Below are 20,639 nucleotides of genomic sequence, written 5' to 3' on the forward strand. Positions count from 1 at the left end.
TTAATGTAACGCAACAAATTCGGCGCATTGGTGATAACCACGGGGATGGCATGGATCGCAGGGATTTCGTAAAAATCGGACTGGCGGCAGGCGCCGCCGGCAGCAGCAACCGGGTACTGGCGGGACCTGCCGGCGCCGCACCCAAACTGGGCACGGGTGGCATCCTCGACGCCGGTGTCTGGGAACAGCAGCAGATGATGGAGGCGGGCAAACTGACCTCGCATTCGCTGACGTCGCAGTACTTGGCGCGTATCAAGACCATCGACAAATCCGGGCCGCGCCTGAATTCCGTCATCGAGATCAATCCCGAAGCGCTCAGGATTGCGCTTGACATGGACCGTGAGCGCAACCTCAAGCGCGTGCGTGGTCCGCTGCACGGCATCCCCGTTCTGTTGAAAGACAATATCGCCACGGCCGACCGCATGAGCACCACCGCCGGTTCGCTGGCGCTGGCCGGCGTGCGCGCCGCGCGCGACGCCCATGTGACGGCGCAACTGCGTGCGGCTGGCGCGGTCATCATCGGCAAGACCAATCTGAGCGAGTGGGCGAATATGCGCTCCACCCATTCCGTCAGCGGCTGGAGCGCACGTGGCGGCCTGACCTTGAATCCGTATTCGCTGGACCGCAATTGCAGCGGTTCCAGTTCCGGCTCGGGCGCGGCGATTGCCGCCGGCCTGGCGACGCTGGCGGTGGGCACGGAAACCGATGGCTCGATCGTCTCGCCAGCCTCTATCTGCGGGCTGGTGGGCATCAAGCCGACGCTGGGCCTGGTGAGCCGCAGCGGCATTATTCCCATCGCCCATTCGCAGGACACGGCCGGGCCGATGGCGCGCAGTGTGGCCGATGCTGCACTCATGCTGTTCGCCATGGCCGGTGTCGACCCGCGTGACCCGGTAACGCAGGAGGGCGCAGGCAAGCTGGCCGACTACCGCGCCGCGCTGGACAAGGGCGGCTTGAAAGGCGCGCGCATCGGCGTGGCCCGCAATTTCTTCGGCCAGCACGCCGAGCGCGATGCAGTGATTGAAAAAGCGCTGCTGGATTTGAAATCGCAAGGCGCGGTGCTGGTGGAAACGGACGTGCCCAACGTCGGCAAGTACGACGCCAGCGAAACTGAAGTGCTGTTGTATGAATTCAAGGCGGACCTGGCGGCGTATCTGAAAGAGTATGCGCCCAACGCGCCCGTGTCCAATATGGCGGAACTCATCATCTTCAATCAGCAGCATGCGCAGCAGGAGCTGGCTTACTTTGGCCAGGAATATCTGGAGCGTTCGCAGGCCAAGGGCGGCCTGGATACGCCGGCCTACCAGGAAGCGCTGGCCAACAACCGCCGCTACGCGCGCGCGGAAGGGATCGACAAGGTCATGAAGGAGCACCAGCTCGATGCGCTGGTGGCGCCCACCGGCGGTCCGGCGTGGCTGACCGACTTCGTCAACGGCGACCATGACACGGGCGGCTTCTCGTCACCGGCTGCGGTGGCAGGCTATCCGCACATCACGGTGCCGGCGGGCTATGTGCATGGACTGCCGGTCGGTTTGTCCTTTGTCGGCGCGGCTTACAGCGAAGCGGCGCTGATACGCATGGCGTACTCGTATGAGCAAGCCACGCTGCACCGGCGCGCGCCGCAGTTCCCGCCCAGCGTCAGGATTTGAGGATGTGACGGAAGGTCGGCTCGATGCCCATGGCGTGCAGCCGGCGCACGATGTCTTCCAGCGAAGCGTCCTTGAGCAGCAGGCCTGGCGGCACCGCGTCGCGTGGCGGCATGGGCGGCGGCGCAGGCGGAGCGTCGTGCTGGCGTTGTAGCGTCGCCAGGGCGTGGGCGAATTGTTCTTCCGTGATGCTGTCCAGGTTGTCGAGGAAGGCGGCTTGCGCGGCGTCCGGCGGCGCCATTTCCAGTCCCAGATCGTCGGCCAGGGCGCCGCCCATGCTCGGGTTGACGAAGGCCGCCCACAAGCCCGTGGCCTCGTTCAGCGATGGCGGCAGCGGGACCTCGCTGCGTCCCAGATCGATCTGCTCGTCCGGGAAGTAGGTCGTGTGCAGCAAGGCCAGAAAGCGGCGTGCCGCCTCGGCGCTGACCGGCCGCGCCAGCGACAGCCACAAACGGTAGGCGTCACCACCCGATACGCTGACGGCGGGAGCGGGCAGGCCCAGTTCCTTCTGCAGCGCGTTGGCCACATCGCACAAACGCGTCCAGTGCTGCTCGCCCTCGGCCTTGTGGAAATCGATGATCAGGGCGCGGGTCTGCCCGGCCGCATCGGTGAACTGGCCGCCGATCAGATAAAGCCGGTGCAGCGCTGAAGTGAGCTTGTCCATATTGGGTTCCCATGCAATCAAGACGCGCATGGTAACGTGATTGGCTTATTCGTGCATGCCCTGGTTGTCGATGCGGAGTTTGGCCGGGTCCATGCGCAGCGCCAGTTGCAGGTTTTCGATGGCGGACTTGCGCAGGTTTTCCTGCACCTCCGGCGGTTGCGGCTGCTGTTTTCCAGACATATGCACCAGCGCCATGAAGGTGCCAACCATGGCGCTTTGCTCGAACACGTCGCGGATCTTGTTCTGGTCCGGGTTGTCGTTCAGTTTCTGCATGCCGGGCTGCGCGCGGAACTGGCGCGCGACGGCATCAAATGCCTCGTCGGAGACGTCGGTGTTATTGAGGATCATGTAGTTGCCGACCACGAAAGCGGCGATGCCGCCGGAGAGGTCGCGCGGCTTCCATTTCATTTTCTGCTCTACCTTGAGGTAGACGTCCATGCTCTGGATGTACATTTTCTCCATCTCGGCGCGTTTGGCTTGCGGGAAGTGCAGCGACAGCGCATGGGCGTTGGCCTGGATGGCCGGCCTGGCTTTCGCCACCGGCGTTTGCAAATGCTGCTGCGCGATCTGGGTCGTGGTCAAGACCGGCACACGCAGGTCCGGCTGCGGCCAGACGGTGATGTTCTGCATGCCATAGCCGCAACACTGGCCGTAACTCAAGGGCGTGACGCCCGCCATCAGTGCCGCGAATAACACACCGTATTTCATCGCCGCTCCTCATCAGGTTTGGGAAGCGATGAAGAATAAACAAGAATCCGCGCACGATACAGCAGTTTCTACCGCATGCAAGTCACTATGGCTTATTTATCAATGTTGATTTATTAGAGACGACTTTGATCGTGACGTATAATCCCCAGCCATTGCAATAGTCTCAGTGGCGCCATGCTAGACCTTCGCACCATCAACTCGATCACAGGCATGATGGCCTTGCTCATGGCCTTCGTGCTGCTGGGGATGCGTCACTATTATCCGCGCAAGATGCCGGGGACTTTGCTGTGGGCGTTGTCGCCCATTGTGGGCGGCGGCTCATCGCTGGTGTTTGCACTGGAGGGCATACTGCCCGCTGCGCTGATCGCCATGCTGGGCAACTCACTGTCGTTCGCCAGCGCCGCGATGAACCTGTTCGGAACCGCCGCGTTTTATGAACAATCCCTGAATCGCCGCCGCTGGCTGGGCTTTACGCTTGGCGTGCTGGGTGTGATCGCCTGCTTCATGCTGGTCTGGCCCGACTACCGCGTGCGTGTCGCCGTGTTTGCGTTGGCGATGACGGTCTACACCGGCACGCACGCCTGGCTGCACTGGCGCCATGGCCTGAGTTTTGCGGGCCGCTTCCTTGCTGTGCTGCTGTTTGTCCGCTGCCTCGTTTTGCTGGCGCGCGCGGGCAGCGCGCCGTTTATCGACGCAGCCGATTCGACGCGCTTTGCCGCCTCGTTCATTCAAACCCTGTATCTCAGCTCGTTCAGCGTGGGCGGCATGATTACCTGCCTGGGCTTTGTGCTGCTGGCCAGTGAACGCATCCGCGCGGAGTTCGAGCGCTTGCTGAATGTGGACCTGCTCACCGGTGCGGCATCGCGGCGCGCCATCATGCAGGCGCTGGAAGGGGAGGTGGAACGCTGGCGGCGTACGGACCGCGTGTTCTCCATCCTGTTGCTGGACATCGACCACTTCAAACGCATCAACGACAACTACGGTCATGCGGTTGGCGACCAGGTGCTGACCCAGTTCGCCAACAGCGTCAAATCGGCGTTGCGTTCCATCGATACCTTGGGCCGCTATGGCGGCGAGGAGTTCATCGTCCTGCTGCCCGAAAATGATTTGCGCAGCGCGGCCATCGTCGCCGAGCGGGTGCGCCTGGCGGTGGAGCGGCAGATCGTGGAGGCAGGCCTGCCGGCTTGCACCACCAGCATCGGCTGCGCCAGCATTGCCGACAGCGGGCCGACACTGCCATTACTGCTGGCGCAGGCCGATGCCGCGCTGTACACCGCCAAGCGCGAAGGCCGCAACGCCGTGCGCCTGGCCGAGCCGCCCGTGCACGCTGCGGCGCTGGCGAATTAAGGCCGCGTATTGCGGACCAGTACAGCGTCGGCTCTGTACAGGTCTGGCGCGATACGCTTCAGATTCGCCACCTTGGGCAGATCGTTGTAGACGATGTAGGGATCGTTGGGATGCAGCGTCAGGTAGTTCTGGTGATAGCCCTCGGCGGGATAAAACTGCTTGCCCGACTCGATGCGCGTTGCCAGCGGCTTGCTGTAGGCATGCGAGGCATCCAGCTGCGCGATGTACTGCTGCGCCACACGCTGCTGCACCGGCGTCTGCGGGAAGATCGCCGAACGGTACTGCGTACCGCTGTCCGGCCCCTGGCGGTTCAGCAGCGTGGGATCATGCGCCACCGAGAAGAACACCTGCAGCAGCTTGCCGTAGCTGACTTGCGTGGGATCGTAAGTGATCTTTACCGATTCTGCGTGGCCGGTATCACCGCCGCTGACGGCGTCGTAGCTGGCGCTGCGGCCATCGCCGCCGGCATAGCCGGAGACAGCGTTGGTCACGCCTTTCACGTGCTGGAACACGCCCTGTACACCCCAGAAACAGCCACCGGCAAAGATGGCGGTGGCGGTGTGCTCTGTACTGGCCGGTTCATCGACCGCCGGCGCGGCGATTACCACGGCCTGTTCTGCTGATATCGACTGCTGGCAGGCGACAAGGCTGAGAAGGGTGAGCGCGCCGCCCAGTGTTTTGCTGATGCTGTTCATAATGCCGCTCCTGATTAACCGAAGGTGAAGGCGTAGGCTTGTACGCCGGGATCGAGGAATTCAATGCTGAAGGTACGGTCGGCCACATCGCCCGACTGGCGCACCAGCTGGTACAGACGCTGGCTGTTAATCACGCCACTGCCATCGGCTTGCACATCCGTGCCATGGTTATTGCCTGGCGCGACGCCATCGATGGTGACGCGAAAGCGTACCGGTTTGCCATCTTTGGTGGGGCCGAGCACCAGGTGCAGATCGCGGGCGTGGAAGCGGTAGACGATGCTGCCCGTGCCCTGGTTCAGCGTGACCTGCTCCGCTTGTGACAGCCAATTGCCAGCCAGGCCCCACTGGTTCAGCGCCGGTCTGGCAGGCGCCGTGTACTGGCGGGCAGCGTTGGCGGCCTGCTTTTCCGGCGAGGCGAAGTTCTCGGCGCGGTCGTAGCCCAGATAGGTTTCCGGCGAGCCGACCTGGCCCATGTCCGACTGCTGCTGGATGCCTTGCGCCGCTTCGGCGCTGACCACGGTGTTGGTCACATTCTTGCGGCCCGCTTCTTCCAGCAGTTGCTGGATCACCTGCTCGGACTGGGCGTAGTCGCCTTCGCCAAAGTGGTGGTGGCGGATCTGGCCTTTGGCGTCGATGAAGTAATGCGCCGGCCAGTATTGGTTGTTGAAAGCGCGCCAGATGGCGTAGTCGTTGTCGATCGCGACCGGGAAGTTGATGCCTTGTTCCTTCACGGCCTTGCGCACGTTGCCGACGTTGCGCTCAAACGCGAATTCCGGAGCGTGCACGCCGATGACCACCAGGCCTTGGTCGCGGTACTTTTCGGCCCAGGCCTTGGTGTAGGGCAGGCTGCGCAGGCAGTTGATGCACGAGTAGGTCCAGAAATCGACCAGCACCACCTTGCCTTTGAGCTGCTCAGCGCTGAGCGGCGCCGTGTTGAGCCATTCGACAGCGCCGTTCAGCGACGGCAGCTTGCCTTCCACCGGCAGCGTTTCGGCAGCAGGCGCCATCGCGCGGCGCGCCATCATGGCAGGACCGGCACCAGTACCAGTACCAGTACCAGTCATTGCGGTGCGTGACATCATGGCGCCGCCAGCTGGCGCTTCGTTGCGCGGGGCCAGCGTATCAATGAGTTTTTGCTCAACGCCTGCCGTGGCGACGGTCGATACTTGCGTCAGGATGCCGGTGTCCAGGCCCGTGGCAATGGCGCCGACGCCAGCCAGCATGGCGACGCCCAGACCACGGCGTATCCACTCGCCAGCACCCAGCGAACGCTTCATCGCGCTGAAGACTTTGCCACCCACCAGCAAGGCCAGGGCCAGCGAGGTCGCGGCGCCAGCGGCATAGGCCAGCAACAGCAAAGTAGTGCCCACGCTGGCGCCGTTCAACGCCGCGCCGGTCAGCACCAGGCCCAGTACGGGACCGGCGCACGGCGCCCACAGCAGGCCGGTGGCCACGCCCAGCAGGAAAGAAGCGCTGGCGCCAGAGCGTTCACCGTCGGCCGCCTTATTGGACAGCTTGTCGCCCAGCGCCACCAGCGGTTTGGTCAGGCGGTCCGCCAGATGCGGCAGCAGCAGGGTGAGGCCGAAGAAGGCCATCAGTACCAGTGCGACCCAGCGGCCGTACTGATTGGCCTGGACTACCCAGCCACCGCCAACGGCGGCCAAGGTGGCGACCAGCGCAAAGGTCAGCGCCATGCCGGCCAGCAGCGGCAGGCCGCTACGCACAAACGGCTGGCCGGTGCGGGCAAATACAAACGGCAGTACCGGCAGGATGCAAGGGCTGAGGATCGTCAGCGCGCCGCCGAGATAGGAGAGCAGTATCAGTAACATGGTGTGGTCCTCCTCTCAAGCTTCGCCAGGGGTAAAAGTCAACGCCACGCCGTCGATGCAGTAGCGCAGGCCGGTCGGTTCCGGGCCATCGTCAAACACATCGCCCAGGTGGCCGCCGCAGCGGCGGCATACGACTTCCACGCCGTACATGCCGAGCGATGTGGTGCGGCTGGTGACAACGCCACGGTCCAGCGGCTTCCAGAAGCTAGGCCAGCCGGTGCCGCTATCGAACTTGTTCTTGGATGAGAACAGCGGATTCTGGCAGCCGGCGCAGGTGAACCTGCCGGCCCGATGTTCCTTGTACAGCGGGCTGCTGAACGGCCGCTCGGTGCCATGCTTGCGCAGCACTTCGTACTGGGCTGGCGTCAGCAGGGTGCGCCATTCGGCATCGGTGTGGGTGACTTCCCAGGCGGCGGCTGGCGCGGCCGTGGTGCTGCGGTAGGCGATGCCCGCCAGCAGGGCGGCGCCGCTGGTCAGGATGAAAGAACGTCTCGATGTCATGGTGTCCTCCGTAAGTGGAATAACGATGGAGCCATTCTGCGCCCACAGTGGTGACAAAATCCTCACGTAAACTTAAACTAATTGTGATACTTTTCACCCTCGGAATCCTGCACAATACAGGCTATGGAAACCGCAAAACGTGTCTTGATCGTCGAAGACGATATGCCGATCGCAGATCTGCTGCGCATGCACCTTCAAGATGAAGGGTATCAGGTCACCCATTGTGCCGATGGCGCTCAGGGACTGGCGCAGGTCCGTACGGGCGGCTGGGATGCGCTGATCCTCGACATCATGCTGCCCGGCGTGGATGGGCTGGAGATCTGCCGCCAGGCGCGCGCCATGACGACTTATACGCCCATCATCATCACCAGTGCGCGCTCCAGCGAGGTGCACCGCATCCTTGGACTGGAGCTTGGCGCGGATGATTACCTGCCCAAGCCGTTCTCCGTGCTGGAACTGGTGGCGCGCGTCAAGGCGCTGCTGCGCCGCGCCGACGCCATGGCGCGCAGCCAGCGCAACGAGGGCGGGGCGCTGGAGCTCAACGGCGTACGCGTCGATCCGCTGACCCGCCAGGCCCATGTCCACGGTAGTGTGCTGGACCTGACGCCGCGCGAATTCGATCTGCTGTACTTCTTCATCAAGCATCCTGAGAAGGTGTTCTCGCGGCTGGATCTGCTGAACCAGGTGTGGGGCTATCAGCATGATGGCTACGAACATACGGTCAACACGCACATCAACCGCCTGCGCGCCAAGATCGAGGCCGATCCCGCTGACCCGGTGCGCATCCTGACTGTATGGGGCAAGGGTTACCGCTACGCCAGCGCGCCGGGACCGGCGGCATGAACCTGACGCTGTCGCAGCGGCTGTCGCTGGCGTTCTCCCTGCTGTTGCTGGTGTGCTGCGGCGCGTCGGCATGGCTGCAAATCCGCGCCAACATCATGCATGAGAAGGAAGTGGTGCAGGGTTTGTCGCGCGGCCTGGCGCGCAGCATCGCGCTGGATGCGCAGCTGATGCAGGCCGACAGCGAAGCGCAGCCGGGCGCCACGCCCAGCGAAGGACTCGGCCCGGAAGCGGTGCGCCGCCTGTTCGGCAAGCTGATGGTGGTGAATCCCAGTGTGGAAGTGTATTTGCTGGATAACGATGGCCGCATCGTCGGCCATGCTGCACCTGCCGGTCATCTGAAACGCGACCATGTGGACCTGGCTGCGGTCCGCCGCTTCCTCAACAACGAGGCCTTGCCGATACAGGGCGACGATCCGCGCAGCGAGCAAGGACGCAAGGTGTTCAGTGCCGCCGTCCTGCGTGCTGGCGAACAAAAAGTCGGCTACATCTACGTCATCCTGCAAAGTGAGGAGCACGACCGGCTGGCGGCGCGCGCTTCGGCCAGTTCGGTGCTGCGCACGACGCTATGGTCGATGGCCGTGGTGGCGTCGCTGGTGCTGGTCGCCGGCCTGATTGCCTTCCGCCTGATTACACGGCCATTGCGCCGCCTGACCGCCACCATGCAGCAACTGGATACGAAGGCCGATCAGCTGGTGCTGCCGGAGCCGCAGCGTGGTGGTCCGCGCGACGAAATCGCGATTCTGGATCAGGCCTTTGCCGACATGGGCTCGCGCATCAATGAGCAATGGAAGACCATGCGCCAGCTGGATCACGACCGGCGCGAAGTGGTGGCGAATATCTCGCACGACCTGCGCACGCCACTGGGTTCCCTGCACGGCTATCTTGAAACGCTGTCGCTCAAGGATGAGACGCTGGACGCGGCCAGTCGCCAGCACTATCTCGGCATCGCGCTGGCGCAGAGCCAGAAGGTAGGCCGTCTGGCGCAGGCCCTGTTTGAACTGGCGCGGCTGGAGCATGGCTCGGTGCAGCCGGAGCTGGAGCCATTCTCCCTGTCCGACCTGATACAGGACGTGTTCCAGAAATTCGAACTGAAGGCCGCCGAGCACCATGTGCGCCTGATGGCGACACTGCCGCATCCGGCGCCCATGGTGCGTGCGGACCTGGGCATGATAGAACGCGTGCTGACGAATTTATTCGATAACGCCATCCGCCACACGCCAGCCGGCGGCGAGGTGGAAATCACCGTGCAGCCAGCGGCGAATGGCAAGGTCACCGTGACCGTGGCCGACACCGGCCCCGGCGTGCCAGCCGCCATGCGCGAAAACCTGTTCCGCCGGCCCATTGCGTTGCAGGGCGAGTACCGCGTTGGCGGTCTTGGGCTGTTGACGGTCAACCGCATCCTGCAGCTCCATCACAGCAAGATCACGCTGCTGGAAGAGCCGCAGCTGGGCGCGGTGTTCCGCTTTACGCTGGACGCTGCGTAAGCGGCTGACGCCACTCCGTCAGATAGTGCTGCGGCGTTTTGCCCAGAATGCGGCGGAACATGGCGCTGAAGGCACTGGGGCTGGCGTAGCCCAGCGCCGTAGCGATTTCGCCGATGCTCTGGCCGTGCGCCAGCCGGTTGAAGGCTTCCGCCAGATGGACCTGCTGCACCCACTGGCGGTAGTGCAGGCCGGTCTCCTTGGGGAATAGCCGTATCAGCGTGCGCGCGCTGGCGCCCACTTCATCCGCCCACTGTTCAATATTCCGGCTGCTGCCTGGATCGTCCATGATGGCGCTGCAGACGGCCACCAGGCGCCGGTCGCGCGGCCATGGAATCGCAATGGGTACCGTCTCCGCTGCTGCCAGTTCGGACAGAATCAGCATGGCCAGATATTCGCCGCGTCCCGGTATGGCGTATTCGATCGGTTCGTCCAGCAGCGCCAGTATCAGCTCGCGCAGCAGGGTGCTGACTTCAATCACGCGGCACTGGTCACCAAAGGCCCTGGCGGCATCGGGCGCTATGTAGATGGTCCGCATGGTGACTTTGCTCAGCGCCGTCCAGTGGTGCACTACGCCGGGCGGTATCCATAGCGCGCGGCGCGGTGGCAATACCCACATGCCGGCATCGGTCCTCACGCGCATCAGACCCTGGGTGGCGTACAGCAGCTGCGCGCGTTCGTGGCTGTGCGGCGTGCCAGTGACGCCGTGCTCCTCGTCACGCGCCATGGCGGTGACGACGCGTGGCACGCGCTGATAATCGCGGTGATCGCTGCTGCGGGCTGTATTTGGCATTTATTCGACGATAGTTGGAATATCCGGTTTTGCAGCCTATATTACACTCGTCGCATGACTACTACCACCTCTCCCCATACCATCAGCCGTCCTCACGGCGAAACCGTCATGCAGATACTGGGCGCAGTCGCGCTGGTCCACCTGCTGAACGACCTCACGCAGGCCATGCTGCCTTCGATCTACCCGATGCTAAAGGCGGAGTTTGGCCTCAGCTTCACACAGGTTGGTCTGATTACCTTGACCTTCCAGTGTACCGCGTCGCTGCTCCAGCCCTGGATCGGTTTGTACACAGACCGCCGTCCCATGCCTTTCCTGCTGCCGATGGGGATGGTGGCCACGCTGATTGGTGTGCTGATGATGTCCTTTGCATCGACCTTCCCGTCGCTGCTGCTGTCGGCGGCGCTGATCGGCGTTGGCTCTTCGACGTTCCACCCGGAGGCTTCGCGCGTGGCGCGTGCCGCTTCCGGCGGCCGTTTCGGCTTCGCGCAGTCGCTGTTCCAGGTCGGCGGCAACGCCGGTTCGGCGCTGGGGCCGGTGCTGGCGGCGGCCATCATCATTGGCCGTGGACAGGGCAATATCGCCTGGTTCGCGCTGCTGGTGGCGGCGGCAATCGCGATACTGGTGTATGTGAGCCGCTGGCACAGCCATCATCTGGCGCAGCCGAAGAAGGCAGTTGCGGTGGTGGCTTCACCATTGTCGAAGGGCCGCGTGTACGGCGCACTGGCGGTGCTGGCGCTGCTGGTCTTCTCCAAGTACATCTACATGTCCAGCCTGACCAGTTACTACACCTTCTACCTCATCGACAAGTTTGGCGTGTCGGTGTCGAACGCGCAGATGTATCTGTTCCTGTTCCTCGCCGCCGTGGCGGCCGGCACCTTCATGGGCGGCCCGATCGGCGACCGTATCGGCCGCAAGCGCGTGATCTGGATTTCGATTCTGGGCGCGGCGCCGTTCACGCTGGCGCTGCCTTATGTGAACCTGTTCTGGACGGCCGTGCTGACGGTGGTGATTGGCTTTGTGATCTCGTCGGCATTTTCTGCGATCGTGGTGTTTGCGCAGGAACTCATGCCGGGCAAGGTGGGCATGGTGGCCGGGATCTTCTTTGGTCTGATGTTTGGCGTGAGCGGCATAGGCGCCGCAGCCATGGGGCATATTGCGGACGTCAACGGCATCGCTTACGTCTACACACTGTGTTCCTACCTGCCGCTGCTGGGCATACTGACGGTGCTGCTGCCGCATATCGAGCAGCACCGCCATTAAATTGCATCAGGCGTCGATAAAGCGCATCTTGAAGTTGCGGCCTTTGATGGCGCCGAAATCACCGCCCAGTGGATTGCCTTTGTTCAGGCGCGCAAAGGCGTCATAGGCGACGCGGCGGTCGATGGCGACGTAGGTCTGGAATTCGGTGACGTTGATCTTGCCGACTTGTTCCTTGCTCAGGCCAGCGTCGCCGGTCAGCGCGCCCAGCACATCGCCTGGGCGCAGCTTGTCTTTCTTGCCGCCCGAGATCACCAGCGTCATCATCGGCGCCGGATCGACACCGTAGTCGTTCTCGTCCAGGCTATCCAGATCGAACCAGTCGACTGGCTGGCCTTGATATTCCTCGATCAGCTTGACCCACTTCTTCTCGTTCGGCGCGCACAGCGACAGTGCCAGGCCTTGCTCGCCACCACGGCCGGTACGGCCGACGCGGTGGATGTGGACTTCGGTGTCTTTCGATACATCGACGTTGATCACCGCTTCCAGGTTCGGGATGTCCAGGCCGCGCGCGGCGACGTCGGTAGCCACCAGTACAGAACAGCTACGGTTGGCAAACAGAATCAGGATCTCGTCGCGCTCACGCTGCTCCAGTTCACCATACAGTGCCAGTGCAGAGAAGCCTTTCGACTGCAGTTCTTCCACCAGTTCGCGGCATTGCACTTTGGTGTTGCAGAAGGCGATGGCCGATACCGGCTTGTAGTGGCCCAGCAGGCGGGCGACGGCTTCGTTGCGGTTGTCAAAACCAATCTCAAAGAACAGCTGTTCGATCTGGCTGTTGTCGTGCTGCGCCTCGACGGTCACTTCCACCGGATCGACCAGGAAGTCATCGGTCGCGCGGCGGATGTCGTCAGGGTAGGTAGCCGAGAACAGCAGGGTCTGACGGCGTTTCGGACAGGCGCTGACAATGCCGGCGATTTCGTCGTAGAAGCCCATGTCGGTCATGCGGTCAGCTTCGTCCAGCACCAGCGTGCCGACTTTGGACAGATCCAGCGTGTTGCGGCCCAGGTGGTCGCGCACGCGGCCCGGCGTGCCGACGATGATGTGGGCGCCGTGTTCCAGCGAAGCGATCTGCGGACGCATCGGCGAACCGCCCGTCAGCACCAGCACCTTGACGTTGCCGGTCGAACGCGCCAGACGGCGCAGCTCACCGGCCACCTGGTCGGCCAGTTCGCGGGTTGGGCACAGCACCAGTGCCTGCACGGCAAACCAGGCCGGATTCAGTTTATGCAGGATGCCGATGCCGAAGGCGGCGGTCTTGCCGCTGCCGGTCTTGGCCTGGGCGATCAGGTCGCGGCCTTCCAGTACCGACGGCAGGCTTTGCGCCTGGATGGTCGTCATCTCCTTGTAGCCGAGCGAGTCGAGGTTGGCCAAAAAGTCGGGATTCAGCGGCAGGCTGGCAAAGGAGGTGGAAGTCATGGTGGAGGACCCTGTTCAAAAAGGATGTGGGCACAGTCTAACAGGCTAACAGTTGCCTGGCCCACTGTGCAGGAAGTGTTTGTAAGGTGATCTGCGGCTGTGCCGGTTCAGTCACGCTTCCATACCGGCAAACCGGTGAGGTCGAGATTTTCGTCGCGTACCCAGATAGGCAGACCGGAGTTATCGGTCGGCTCCAGCAGTTCCAGCTGCTCTTGTTTGAGCACCGCGCGGCGCGCACGAGGCGGCGGCGGGCGCTTGGCTTCCGGTTCGAGCGGCGCGGCGGGAGAAAAGCCGGGCAGGTCGAACGTAGCGTTATCTTTTTTATCTCTCATCTGGAAAAAAACAAAAGCCCGGCTGCATCAGTCGGGCTCCGTTAGCGATTACTTAAGGCGCGAAGTGTAACACAAAGCCTAAACTCAACGGAAGCTGAGTGCCCCCGTCAGATCGCCTGGCGGCGTGGCGTGGCGGGCCGCGAAAGCCTCGTTCCGCGTCTTCAGGCCTTCCAGCAGCGGCAGGCCATGCAGGCGGGTGATGAAGCGCATGATCGACGTGGTGTCGTAGAAGCTGTGGTCCACATGGCCCTTCTTGGCGAACGGCGAAATGACGATGGCCGGGATGCGCGAACCCGGACCCCAGCGGTCGCCTTTCGGTGGCGCCACGTGATCCCACCAGCCGCCGTTTTCGTCGAAGGTAATCACCACCAGCATATTCTTGAACTGCGGGGACTTCTTCAAGTGCTCGATCACGTTGGTGATGTGGGCGTCGCCCGATTCAATGTCCGAATAGCCGGCGTGCAGGTTCAGATTACCTTGCGGTTTATAGAACGCCACGGCCGGCAGCTTGCCCGCCACCGCGTCGGCGATGAACTTGTTGGAGATCGGGCTGTCACCCAGGCCGCCATCGCGCAGGTGGTCTTCACGCTCCTTGGTACCTGGTGCGAACTGCTGGAAGTAGTTGAACGGCTGGTGGTGGTACTGGAAGTTCGGCTTCTCGCCGCCACCGCGCGCATCCAGCGCGGCCTGCCACGCGCCGCCATACCACGCCCAGCTGATCTTCTTGCGCGACAGCAGATCGCCAATGGTGTCGTAGGTTTGTGGCGGCAGGGTGCCGGCGTCTTTAGGATCGGCGTGCAGCGGGTCGCCATCGTAGGCCGGGCGGATATAGCTTGGCTGATACGGCGGCGCCATGGTGTTGACCGCGTAGCCGTCCGGCGTGATGGCGCCGTTGTTGACGAAATGCGGATGGCCGTCCATGGCGGAAGCCGGGCTTTCCTTGGTGACGGACAGGCGATAGCCGGTTGGGCCGTCGTCCAGCACTGCAATCTTCTTCTTGGCCGCGGTGTCCTTGGCGTTGAAGTATTCCGGCACGCGGCCGCTGATGAGGAACTGGTGATTCAGGTAGGAACCGCCAAACGCCGCCATGAAGAAGTTATCGCATAGCGTGTACTGCTCGGCGATCTTCCACAGGCCGAGGTTTTTATTGGTCTCGCCGTAGTAGCCCATCACCATGCCGCCGGTGTTGCCCCATGCGGCGAAGCCATCGTTCTTGCCTTCGTTGATCTGCATCTGGTTCTGGTAGAACAGGTGCCACAGGTCGCGCGTGATGATGCCTTCCGGCAGCGGCTTGCCCTGGGTATCGACCAGTTTGAACGGGCCGTTAGGCAAGCCCTTGATATCGTCTTCCTTGACGACATAGTCTTTGCCGCCGATGTTCTGCGTGTTCGGCACCATGCCGCCCCAGACCTTCGGCAGCGACGGCAGTACCGAGCCATCGCGGTCGCGCTGCGCGCATGCGGCGGCCGGTGCGGCCGACAGCGGATTGGCGGTACCCGGGAAATTGGCGAACAGGTTGTTGAAGCTGCGGTTCTCCAGATAGATCACCACCACATTCTTGATGTTGGCTTTGATCTTCTCATCCAGCGAGCCTTTGGCTGCGGGCTTGGCCGGCGCTGCCTCCGTCATGGCAGGCAGCGTCGTCGCCAGGCCGGCAGCACCAGCTGCCTGGAAGATGCGGCGACGGGAAGGATTGACTGGAGCGTCTTGCGCTGCTGGTTCTGCTGCTCGTATTGGATCCTTCACTCGTGCCTCCTAGACTAACCAAAAAGGCCAATTGTGACAGCTTTGTGACGGTTTGGGTATGCAACTGGTTTGACGTCAGACGCTTTGCGGCGCGCCCAAACCAGCAGTCCCAGACCCGCCAGCAGCATGCTCCAGGTAGCGGGCTCCGGCACCGGCGCCGCATTGAAACTGACTTCATCGATGAAAACCCACGTGCCTTGAACGCCAGGCGTGGCGGTGATCCGCAACTGGTCGGTCGTCACGTTCAAACCGGAGAAAGTGAAGACGGGATGCGGGCCCGAGTCATATGGGCTGCTGTCGTTGGCACTGCTGGCGGGATTGGTGATGGTGCCTTTCAAAATCCAGTTGCCGCCCTGATAGGCCCACAGGTCGAACGAAGGCAGGACCACATCGCCCAGACTGTCCTGGGTACTGCCCACGCTCACCGAAGAGAAATTCATCGCTTGGGCAAACTGGAAGGTGATGTTGACATTGGGGACGCCTACCCAGCCGTCCCACTCAGTACCGGCGTTGTAGGCCCAGCCGCGATTGCCCACCACGCCGTCCGTCAGCTTGGTGAGGTTGGGATCGTGATAGCACCAGGAGCCGCAGGACGTGGCTTGATCGAATGTGTAACTGGGGGCCGCCGCGTGGGCCGGGGTGAGGTGTGCCATTGTGGCGAATGCCGAGGCGAGGACGAGCTGCTGCAATTTACCCATTTTTCTTCTCCCTGTTGTGGTTCTGGTTGCATCAACTTTCAGAATAGCAGGCAGTGTCAGGAAGGAAAGGAGTTTTGTGCTTTTTGTACTATGTGAGGATAAGAAGCAACGGGTGTTTCCGGCGAGTTTTTTGAGCTGCAAAAAAAGAAAGCCGCTAATTCCTTGCGAAATCAAAGGCTTATCGTATTTGGTTGCGGCGACAGGAGCGGTGCCTTCAGATGAGTTAGAGTTTAAGTATGCAGTGGTGGAGCCGATCCAATTATCTCCGCGTGGACAATTGAAGTCGATGGCGGCGGGCTCATGCCATCCGTAGATTGCTTATCGGGGACTTCTTGCCAATAACCACCAGGTTCAGGAACGTACCCACTGCCTCCACCACTACCGCCACCTGCCCCGCCACCGCCCCCGCCGCCATCGTTGGGTGGCGTTGGCGGGATATAAGCAGGGAGTTTCCAGTTTTGCGGGTTACTGCAAAAAGCGACATATTTGGGATCATTGGAGAATACTTGTTTGGCATAGGCGATTGCCTTGAGTTCAAATTGGGATGATCTCGGATCGAGCGTGCCGACTGCAGCCAACATTGAGGCATATAAATCTGGTATCGAGTCTGTCCCTGGCACATGCAGATTTCCCCCTGAAGCGTGGTTTTCCACTGCCACCTCAAACGAGAATGCTGAAGCCTCGGCTTCTCGAGTCAAACACCAAGAAACCTTGTCGGCCAAGGGAGCGGCATCGCCTGGATTGGTTTCATAATCTCGTTGCTGGAATACCGCGTGCCCCAACTCATGAATCGCTAAATCTCTAGCTGCCCATAAGGGCGATATTTGCATTTTTGCTGCGTAATTGTCGATGGCTGTCGTGCCTATGTAAATGGTGCCATTAGTCTCGATCGAATTGACAGGGTGGCCTCCGCTCACATAATTACATTGGTTCGAGTTGACCATTTTTATGATGCCACCATTGTTAAGGAAGTTATTTTCGGCGGCTTGTGCTTTGGGGTTGTTAATAGATCTCAATGCACTGACGATATTAAACGATGTAGTAGTTGGCATAAGCTATCTTCCTTAATTATTCAAATTGCGCATGAAGTTCTATGCGACTAACACAGTCGCCATTGGTAGACACCATAATATAGATGCCGGGATATTGACGATTATTGCGATAAATGGAGTTGATTAATGGCGACTCTACGCCTTCACTTCTCCCGGGCGCAATGTACATCGTGGAGGGCATGGAATTTTTTTCCGCGTCTACACCGACCCGACGCCGAAAAATTTCACTAGAAAGACATAAGTTTGTATTGGACAGTTCCCAAGTTGCAACGCCTCCCCGAGGTCTACTGTTTTTTCCTTGAGCGATCACTAAATGCATCAAAGCAAGTCGCCCCTGCGCATGTGTCGGGGCGGCTACATAGGTACACTGCGACAACGCTTCATTCACTGAATAGCACTCAACTTGCGTAAGTGTTGTCGAAAATGAATTTCTCATGTTGGCCAAAGTTATTTCCTCTGGCTGTAAAGAAAAATGGAAAATCGATTTTAGATCGGATTCAATACCGTCGGATATTATTTTATTATTTGATACGTTAAGTTGGCTTGTGGAAGCTGCAACGTTTACCACTCTAGCCAATACCAAAAAGACGATCAGAATTCCTATCCCGGATTTCTCTAAAGTAAATTTCATTCCTACCTCCCGTGAAGAAATGTAGCATGTTAAAACGAGCGCATTATCACAGATTGTAACTTTTTTATTTAATATAATGCATTCACCAACGGTTTCTAATCGACAAATACGTTAGCTACGGGGGGGGATTGCGGCATTATTATCCTTCAACTGTCAAACCCTCTTGGAGCTTCCGCTTAGTTGAGCTGCGATCCAGAACGACGTTGGCCGGTTCGTCGGGAATGACATTCGCGAGATATGATTACGCTGCAACTGCTGGTTTCGCCGGCACCCTGCACATCTTACGTCTGATGTATCTATCGGCAGATGCGCCGCGCATCCGTGGCGATGTGCCGGTCAATCGCTACCTAAGAAAACCTGGCGCAACACGGGAACATCGACTCGATGACCTCAATGCGGTCATTAACCACAATCCGCAAGGAGATCGTTGATGGGAGCGCTGGCGATACCGCTTATCGACGGGGCTGCTGCCCGGATAATAACTGCGTTGGGCGTTGGCGCCGCCGGAGGTTTGGCTGGCGAGGTCGCGAGGGAACGGGCACGCCAGCGCCAGAAAAATTGAAAAGATGTTTGTGAATCGCGCAGCTGATGATTACTATGCCGTCAAAGCAAAAAGCCGTTGAATCCTTTGGAATCAACGGCTTTGCCGAATCTGGTTGCGGGGACAGGATTTGAACCTGTGACCTTCGGGTTATGAGCCCGACGAGCTGCCAGACTGCTCCACCCCGCGTCTGAGGCCCGTATTATAGACAGGTTCGTTCCAATCCGCAAGGGCGATTATTTTGCTCCCAAACGCCACAGCGAAGTGACCTCGGCTGCACGGGCTGCGTGCAGTGGATCGGTGGCGTCGCTGGCGCGGGGATGAATAGGGCGGACATCGGTCTTGCCCACGACTTGCAGGCCGGCGGCGGCGATCCATTCCAGCAGCTGTTCGCGGGGGCGCAGGCCAAGGTGCTCGGCCAGGTCGGACAAAATCAGCCAGCCTTCGCCACCGGGCGTCAGGTGCGCTGCCAGGCCATTGAGGAAGCCGCGCAGCATGCGGCTGTCCGGATCGTAGACGGCATATTCAATCGGCGAGCTTGGACGGGCGGGGACCCAGGGCGGATTGCAGACCACCAGCGGCGCGCGGCCTTCCGGGAACAGGTCGGCCACGCGCAGTTCGACCTGGCCGTCGTCCAGGTCAAGCAGGGCCAGGTTCTCGCGGGCGCAGCTCAGGGCGCGCTGGTCCTGGTCGGTGGCGATCACGCGTGCGACGCCGCGGCGTGCCAGCACGGCCGACAGTACGCCGGTGCCGACGCCGATATCAAAGGCCAGCGAGGTGTCGGCCGGCAGCGGCGCGTCAGCCACCATCTGCACGTATTCGCCGCGCACGGGAGAGAACACGCCGTAATGCGGATGGATGCGAGCGCCCAGCGCCGGAATCTCGACGCCGGTGCGGCGCCACTCGTGGGCGCCGATCAGGCCAAGCAGCTCGCGCATCGAGGCGATGAACGGTTCCTCAAAGCGTCCGTAGGCTTCGTTGCAGGCCAGCGCCACATCCGGCGCGCGGCGCAGCGGAACGGTATAGCCTTCGTCAAAAGGAATCAGCAGCATGGCCAGGGTGCGGGCGCGCTGCGATTGTGCCTGGCGATGCAGGTGGAAGGCTTCAGTTGGCGTCGCGGGAACCTTGGCCGGCTTGGCCTTCTTGCCAGTGCGGCCTTTGTGGTCGGCGCGGCGCGCCAGCGCTTGCAGCAGTTGGCGTGCGTTCTGGAAGTCGCCTCGCCACAGCAGTGCCGTGCCTTCGCAGGCCATGCGGTAGGCGATATCGGCGTTGGTGCGGTCGTCGGCAATCACGACGCGCTTCGGCGGCGGCATGCCCGCTTCCGAGCGCCAGCGCGCGGAGCGCTGTTCGCCATTCTCCTCCCAGTGGATGTGCAAAGGAACAACGGCGGCGGGAATTTGTACGGACATGGGATGCGATCGACTGAAATAGTGGCGCGCTACGCGGGGCCGCGTAGCGGAAAGTGCCGCTATTATACCGGGCGCCGCAGCGGGCGCCCGCGCGCGATCATGCGGAGGCGGTTTGTGCCGGCGTTGTATTGGCCGGCACCGCTGCTGCATCGGCCGCCGCCGGCGCGGTGGTGGTAGGCGCTGCTGGTGTGGCCGGGGTTTCAGGCGCTGGCGCCGGCGCGCTGGCTTGCTCTGCGCCGGTGATTGCCTTGGCCTTGTCCGCCGGCGTCGGCGCGGCATAGGTGTGAGCGTCCTTGCTATCGACCAGATTGAGCAGGCGCAGCGACAGGTTGCGCAGGGTGTTGCGGTCGATGCCGTCGCTGGTTTTGCTCTCGCTGTCGCCGCTGCTGGCCAGTGCGGTTTTCAGATCGACGCCGATCAGTTTGAACAGGTCGGCCAGGGTGCCGGGGAAATCGATATTCGGCAGCTGGACGGTCGGCAGATCCTTGCCGGACGTGCTGTCGCTGGCTTTGTCCGGTGCTGGCTGCTGGTCTGCTTTGCTGGTCTGGCTGGCGGCGGCATCCAGTTCGGCGTCGTATTGGACTTCCACTTCAAAGTCGAACTTGCGGCCGTCGGCGGTGGTGATGGTGCCCTTGCCGATGAAGTGCGAGCTGTCGGTCAGGCTCAGCGCAGCCGCGTCGGTCGTGCCGTTGGCGCCTTGCGTGTGCTGGTAGCCGATGGCGTAGCTGGAGGATGCTTCCAGGCTGGCCGAGTCAAAATCGATGGTCGCGCCCTTGGCGTTGTCGCCAAACAGGGCTTGCGTGAAGCTGCTGACGAAATTTTGGGCAAAATCCACCGTCGCATTGCCGAGCGATGCGACGCGATTATCCAGGTCCAGCGCCTTGCTGGGGGCCGTGGCAGGCGTAGCGCCTTGCGTTTTTGGCAAAGCAGAGGCCTTGCCGCTGGTTTGCTGGCTGTTGGTATATAAAGACGCCGGATTGCGTGCGCCCAGATTGGAAATGGTCGACATGATGGATTCCGTTTGATGATACTTCTACAACTCTTTAA

The 20,639-nt window shown here is 61.4% G+C and carries 19 protein-coding genes and 1 tRNA gene; 5 read left to right on the top strand and 15 right to left on the bottom strand.

Translation table 11 applies throughout. The features are described from left to right. The first annotated feature begins 50 nt into the window (after positions 1-50). Positions 51-1,649, top strand: a complete 1,599-nt coding sequence (locus tag GTP58_RS03900; RefSeq protein WP_161076339.1) for an amidase — start codon at positions 51-53, stop codon at positions 1,647-1,649. Here GTP58_RS03900 and GTP58_RS03905 read toward each other — a convergent pair. Then, complete coding sequence (locus GTP58_RS03905) at positions 1,639-2,310, bottom strand: hypothetical protein (protein ID WP_161076340.1); 672 nt, start codon at positions 2,308-2,310, stop codon at positions 1,639-1,641. The two genes, GTP58_RS03900 and GTP58_RS03905, sit on opposite strands and share 11 nt — an antisense overlap. A gap of 45 nt (positions 2,311-2,355) precedes the next feature. Further along, positions 2,356-3,018, bottom strand: a complete 663-nt coding sequence (locus tag GTP58_RS03910) for a DUF6683 family protein (RefSeq protein WP_161076341.1) — start codon at positions 3,016-3,018, stop codon at positions 2,356-2,358. Between the two features lie 174 nt (positions 3,019-3,192). Between GTP58_RS03910 and GTP58_RS03915 the strand changes: the two genes are divergently transcribed. Continuing rightward, positions 3,193-4,365 carry a GGDEF domain-containing protein gene (locus tag GTP58_RS03915; RefSeq protein WP_161076342.1) on the top strand — a complete coding sequence of 391 codons (1,173 nt, stop codon included), beginning with the start codon at positions 3,193-3,195 and terminating at the stop codon, positions 4,363-4,365. Here the strand turns inward: GTP58_RS03915 and msrA are convergent. From msrA to msrB, 3 genes are read right to left on the bottom strand one after another with little or no spacing between them, the layout of a single operon-like run. After that, positions 4,362-5,060, bottom strand: coding sequence for a peptide-methionine (S)-S-oxide reductase MsrA (gene msrA / locus GTP58_RS03920; RefSeq protein ID WP_161076343.1), 699 nt, complete (start codon positions 5,058-5,060; stop codon positions 4,362-4,364). The two genes, GTP58_RS03915 and msrA, sit on opposite strands and share 4 nt — an antisense overlap. Before the next feature lie 14 nt (positions 5,061-5,074). Continuing rightward, the gene (locus GTP58_RS03925; RefSeq protein ID WP_161076344.1) at positions 5,075-6,889 is read right to left on the bottom strand and encodes a cytochrome c biogenesis protein DipZ; all 1,815 of its coding nucleotides are present in this window, start codon (positions 6,887-6,889) and stop codon (positions 5,075-5,077) included. 15 nt (positions 6,890-6,904) lie between these two features. Then, a complete protein-coding gene (gene msrB, locus GTP58_RS03930; protein ID WP_161076345.1) occupies positions 6,905-7,390 on the bottom strand; it encodes a peptide-methionine (R)-S-oxide reductase MsrB in 486 nt (161 codons plus the stop codon). Positions 7,391-7,513: 123 nt separating this feature from the next. On the opposite strand from msrB, the gene GTP58_RS03935 reads away from it, so the two are divergent. After that, positions 7,514-8,233: a response regulator transcription factor gene (locus tag GTP58_RS03935; RefSeq protein ID WP_161076346.1), complete on the top strand. Its 720-nt coding sequence runs from the start codon at positions 7,514-7,516 to the stop codon at positions 8,231-8,233. Beyond that, a complete protein-coding gene (locus tag GTP58_RS03940; RefSeq protein WP_161076347.1) occupies positions 8,230-9,717 on the top strand; it encodes a sensor histidine kinase KdpD in 1,488 nt (495 codons plus the stop codon). Before GTP58_RS03935 ends, GTP58_RS03940 begins: the two co-directional genes overlap by 4 nt. Here the strand turns inward: GTP58_RS03940 and GTP58_RS03945 are convergent. Beyond that, entirely contained in the window at positions 9,698-10,507 is an 810-nt protein-coding gene (locus tag GTP58_RS03945; protein ID WP_161076348.1) for a helix-turn-helix domain-containing protein, read from the bottom strand. The genes GTP58_RS03940 and GTP58_RS03945 overlap by 20 nt on opposite strands. Before the next feature lie 108 nt (positions 10,508-10,615). On the opposite strand from GTP58_RS03945, the gene GTP58_RS03950 reads away from it, so the two are divergent. Next, the gene (locus GTP58_RS03950) at positions 10,616-11,767 is read left to right on the top strand and encodes an MFS transporter (RefSeq protein ID WP_202413558.1); all 1,152 of its coding nucleotides are present in this window, start codon (positions 10,616-10,618) and stop codon (positions 11,765-11,767) included. 6 nt (positions 11,768-11,773) lie between these two features. On the opposite strand, the gene dbpA is transcribed toward GTP58_RS03950, so the two are convergent. The 9 genes from dbpA to GTP58_RS03995 all read right to left on the bottom strand — a co-directional run bounded on the left by dbpA (position 11,774) and on the right by GTP58_RS03995 (position 20,601). Continuing rightward, positions 11,774-13,183 (bottom strand): ATP-dependent RNA helicase DbpA, encoded by a 1,410-nt coding sequence (gene dbpA, locus GTP58_RS03955; protein WP_161076350.1) that lies wholly within the window; start codon positions 13,181-13,183, stop codon positions 11,774-11,776. A gap of 107 nt (positions 13,184-13,290) precedes the next feature. Then, positions 13,291-13,515, bottom strand: coding sequence for a hypothetical protein (locus GTP58_RS03960; RefSeq protein ID WP_072783738.1), 225 nt, complete (start codon positions 13,513-13,515; stop codon positions 13,291-13,293). An 84-nt stretch (positions 13,516-13,599) separates the two neighbouring features. Continuing rightward, positions 13,600-15,261, bottom strand: a complete 1,662-nt coding sequence (locus tag GTP58_RS03965) for an acid phosphatase (RefSeq protein WP_161076351.1) — start codon at positions 15,259-15,261, stop codon at positions 13,600-13,602. A 14-nt stretch (positions 15,262-15,275) separates the two neighbouring features. Continuing rightward, a complete protein-coding gene (locus tag GTP58_RS03970; RefSeq protein WP_161076352.1) occupies positions 15,276-16,133 on the bottom strand; it encodes a PEP-CTERM sorting domain-containing protein in 858 nt (285 codons plus the stop codon). 56 nt (positions 16,134-16,189) lie between these two features. Then, positions 16,190-17,011 (bottom strand): hypothetical protein, encoded by an 822-nt coding sequence (locus tag GTP58_RS03975; RefSeq protein WP_161076353.1) that lies wholly within the window; start codon positions 17,009-17,011, stop codon positions 16,190-16,192. A 16-nt stretch (positions 17,012-17,027) separates the two neighbouring features. Next, positions 17,028-17,642 carry a hypothetical protein gene (locus GTP58_RS03980; RefSeq protein ID WP_161076354.1) on the bottom strand — a complete coding sequence of 205 codons (615 nt, stop codon included), beginning with the start codon at positions 17,640-17,642 and terminating at the stop codon, positions 17,028-17,030. A gap of 653 nt (positions 17,643-18,295) precedes the next feature. Next, positions 18,296-18,372 (bottom strand) — tRNA-Met (locus GTP58_RS03985). Positions 18,373-18,419: 47 nt separating this feature from the next. After that, positions 18,420-19,592, bottom strand: a complete 1,173-nt coding sequence (locus GTP58_RS03990; RefSeq protein ID WP_161076355.1) for a class I SAM-dependent methyltransferase — start codon at positions 19,590-19,592, stop codon at positions 18,420-18,422. A 97-nt stretch (positions 19,593-19,689) separates the two neighbouring features. Next, positions 19,690-20,601, bottom strand: coding sequence for a hypothetical protein (locus tag GTP58_RS03995; protein ID WP_161076356.1), 912 nt, complete (start codon positions 20,599-20,601; stop codon positions 19,690-19,692). Positions 20,602-20,639: the final 38 nt, after the last annotated feature.

The organism is Duganella sp. CY15W, assembly GCF_009857555.1.
In the GTDB taxonomy this organism is placed as follows: domain Bacteria; phylum Pseudomonadota; class Gammaproteobacteria; order Burkholderiales; family Burkholderiaceae_D; genus Rugamonas; species Rugamonas sacchari.